This is a genomic window from Bradyrhizobium sp. (assembly GCF_049691595.1).
Taxonomy (GTDB): domain Bacteria; phylum Pseudomonadota; class Alphaproteobacteria; order Rhizobiales; family Xanthobacteraceae; genus Bradyrhizobium.
In genome coordinates, this window is the sequence record NZ_JBAVNZ010000534.1 from 1 (window position 1) to 3,105 (window position 3,105).

The 3,105-nt window shown below is 65.0% G+C and carries 4 protein-coding genes; 2 read left to right on the plus strand and 2 right to left on the minus strand.

The window, feature by feature from the left end; all coding sequences use genetic code 11:
* Positions 1–1,028 (minus strand): DNA topoisomerase (locus WCE35_RS21625; RefSeq protein ID WP_424595354.1); only part of this gene is annotated, 1,028 nt, incomplete at its 3' end.
* Between the two features lie 282 nt (positions 1,029–1,310).
* On the opposite strand from WCE35_RS21625, the gene WCE35_RS21630 reads away from it, so the two are divergent.
* Together WCE35_RS21630 and WCE35_RS21635 are read left to right on the plus strand one after the other, a co-directional pair.
* Positions 1,311–1,499: a hypothetical protein gene (locus tag WCE35_RS21630; RefSeq protein WP_424595355.1), complete on the plus strand. Its 189-nt coding sequence runs from the start codon at positions 1,311–1,313 to the stop codon at positions 1,497–1,499.
* Between the two features lie 286 nt (positions 1,500–1,785).
* The gene (locus tag WCE35_RS21635; protein WP_424595356.1) at positions 1,786–1,944 is read left to right on the plus strand and encodes a hypothetical protein; all 159 of its coding nucleotides are present in this window, start codon (positions 1,786–1,788) and stop codon (positions 1,942–1,944) included.
* 8 nt (positions 1,945–1,952) lie between these two features.
* Here WCE35_RS21635 and dprA read toward each other — a convergent pair whose 3' ends face one another.
* Complete coding sequence (dprA, locus tag WCE35_RS21640) at positions 1,953–3,071, minus strand: DNA-processing protein DprA (protein ID WP_424595357.1); 1,119 nt, start codon at positions 3,069–3,071, stop codon at positions 1,953–1,955.
* Positions 3,072–3,105 lie beyond the last annotated feature (34 nt).

The following is a 3,105-nucleotide window of genomic DNA, read 5'->3' on the forward strand; positions in this document are numbered from 1 at the left end:
GCCTTGGTCTGGTACTGGCGCGGCGCCTCCGGCACATAGGCGTTGCCGTAATCCTCGCCGATCACCTTGCGTGCCTGGGTGATCGCAGAGCCGTCAATCTGCACACCGTCGGTTCGCATATAGGTGATGAGGCCGGTGGTCTCGCCGCCGATATCGATGCCCTCATAGAGCCGCTGCGCGATCCGCATGGTATGCGCGGGCGCGAAGCCGAGCTTGCGGCTGGCTTCCTGCTGCAGGGTCGAGGTGGTGAAGGGCGCCTGCGGATTGCGCCGCGCGGGCTTTGCTTCCACGGTCGAGACCGCGAAGCTGGCGGCCTCGATCGCCTTCTTCAGGTCCTCGGCTTCCGCGCCGGAGCCGATGTCGAGCCGCTGGATCTTCTTGCCGTCGGCGCCGACCAGGCGCGCCTCGAAGGCGTCGCCGCGCGGCGTGGTCAGGGTCGCGACCAACGACCAGTATTCGCGTGCAACGAATTTCTCGATCTCGAGCTCGCGGTCGCAGACCAGCCGCAGCGCGACCGATTGCACCCGGCCGGCCGAGCGCGCGCCGGGCAGCTTGCGCCACAGCACCGGCGACAGCGTGAAGCCGACCAGATAGTCCAGCGCGCGGCGGGCCATATAGGCGTCGACGAGCGCGCCATCGATCTGGCGCGGCGACTTCATGGCTTCCGAGACCGCCTGCTTGGTGATCGCATTGAACACCACGCGCTCGATCTTCTGGTCCTTCAGCGCGCGCTTCTCCTTCAGCACTTCGAGCACGTGCCAGGAGATCGCTTCGCCCTCGCGATCGGGGTCGGTCGCGAGAATCAGGCGGTCGGCGCCTTTCAAGGCGCGCGCGATGTCGTTGAGCCGGCCGGCCGCCTTGGGGTCGATCTCCCAGATCATCTGGAAATTGGCCTCCGGATCGACCGATCCGTTCTTGGCGGGTAAGTCGCGGACATGGCCGAACGAGGCCAGAACCTCGTAGGAGGGGCCCAAATATTTGTTGATCGTCTTGGCTTTCGCCGGCGACTCCACGATGACGATATTCATGTCATTCCAATGGCTTAGGGGGGAATATGAAGGCCGGTTCCGCGAGACTCGCGGCCCGCCCTTGGGAAGCGAACATGGGTGGTGAGGTGGCCACTGTCAAATCGACAGATCTTGATGCCGGGATTTGAGGGTACGACTTTACATCCAAACAGGTGCGAAATACGCCCTGGAGTTGCGGTCGGAAACGGCGTACTCCTGTCACAATAAGCGAATTTGGATGTCGGCTTTTTGACCAGGTCTGGCGGCGGCCGGAAGCGCGCGGTTTCGGGCCGGGATCGGCGATTGCAGCACGACGAGCCAGGCGGGGAGGGCGGCCCGGATGAGGCTGTGGCCTTCATCGCGGAGAGCGTTGTCGAACTGGCCAGGCTCGCCCGACGCCACAGGCTCGAGATTCTCCGCCACCTGCTCGGGATGGTGCAGCTCGAGGCCGAAGAGCGGCTGAGGCTCCGGAGCAAGCGCAAGCTTTCCTGAAGCGAGCCGTAGTGTCCCGCACGGTCAGACCATTTCGCGCTCGTTCCGGGCGACCGCGAGGGTCCGGCTCAGCGGCGCGCCGATCCATCGGGGAGCCCCTGCCGCCAATCAATTGGATCCGGTCAGCGTCTTCGGATGAAAAATTCCCCATTTGGTTGCGTTGGCCGGTTGCCTCGTCCCTGGAATATTTTGCGGCAATCCCCGAACGCATTGAACCTTCGTCGGTGCTGGCGGGACTCCTGTCAGTGCTGGGATTTTTGAATACTTTATCGATTGGAGCGCCTAAATGTCCAAAGCCGCCCGGATATCAACACCGGTTCCCGCGTCTTCATCTTCACGGACCTCAGACGGCGTTCAATTCGTTTCAACCGCCTTGTTTGCCGGTATCGGCCTGTTGATCTCGCTGGTTGCGATTCTCTGCGGGGTGCAGGGCGCCTGGTACTAGGCTTTATTTTATATCAGCGACACCAGCCCGCCGCCGTGACGTTCGAGCCGGCCCGCCAATTCGAGTTCGAGCAGCACGGTGCGCACGGTTGTCGGTGAGGTGCCGGCCATCCGGATCAGATCGTCGAGCAGGACGGGGCTCGGTCCAAGCAAATTCACGATGCGGGCGCGATCGCCGGCATCCGCCTCGAAATCAAGCGGTTCGCCATCCCCTTCATGCGCGCCAAATGCGATCGGCCGTTCCATGATCGGCTCGACCGCGTTGACGACGTCGGCGGCTTCCGTGACCAGCATGGCGCCTTGCTTGATCAGATCGTTGGTGCCGGCGGCGCGCGGGTCGAGCGGCGAGCCCGGCACCGCGAACACTTCGCGGCCCTGTTCGGCGGCGATCCTTGCGGTGATCAGCGAACCCGAGCGATGGGCTGCCTCCACCACGACCACGCCGAGCGCAGCGCCCGAGATCAGCCGGTTGCGTCGCGGAAAATCGCGGGCGCGCGGCACGTGGCCGAGCGGCATTTCGGAAATCGCGCCGCCTTGTTCGAGCAACGCTGCCAGCAAATCTTCATGCTCGGGCGGATAGATCCTGTCATGACCGCCGGCCAGCGCTGCGACAGTGCCGCTCCCAATCGCGGCGCGGTGCGCCGCCTGATCGATGCCACGCGCCAGGCCCGATATCACGACAAAACCGGCGTCGCCGAGATCGCGCGCCAGCGTCCCTGCAAACTTCAGCCCGGCACCGGAGGCATTGCGCGAGCCGACGATCGCGATCATCGGCCGCATCAACGCATCAGTCGCGCCGCGCACGCCGAGCAGGGGCGGCGCGTCGTCGAGAACCGCCAGCCGCGGCGGATAACCGGCTTCATCGGGCGCGACCAGCCGCACGCCTATTTTCCTGGCTGCGGCCAGCTCGGCGCGCGCATCGTCCTCGCCGCAGATGCGGCCAGCGCCGGAAGCGCCGCCGCGCCGCGCCAGGTCGGGTAGCCGCTCCAGCGCCGTCCTGGCGCTGCCGAAATGATTGATCAGGGAACGAAAGGTGCGGGGTCCGACATTGTCACTGCGGATCAGCCGCAGCCGGTCGATCCGCTCGGCGTCGGTGAGGTGTGTTGGGATGGGTGTTCGAGTGTCCATGGGCGCCTCCGCGAGGAGGAAGCATCGCTCAAGT

Coding starts and splice junctions, on each gene's coding strand:
- WCE35_RS21635 (WP_424595356.1), top strand. CDS start 1,786: ATGTCCAAAGCCGCCCGGATATCAACACCGGTTCCCGCGTCTTCATCT.
- dprA (WP_424595357.1), bottom strand. CDS start 3,071: ATGGACACTCGAACACCCATCCCAACACACCTCACCGACGCCGAGCGG.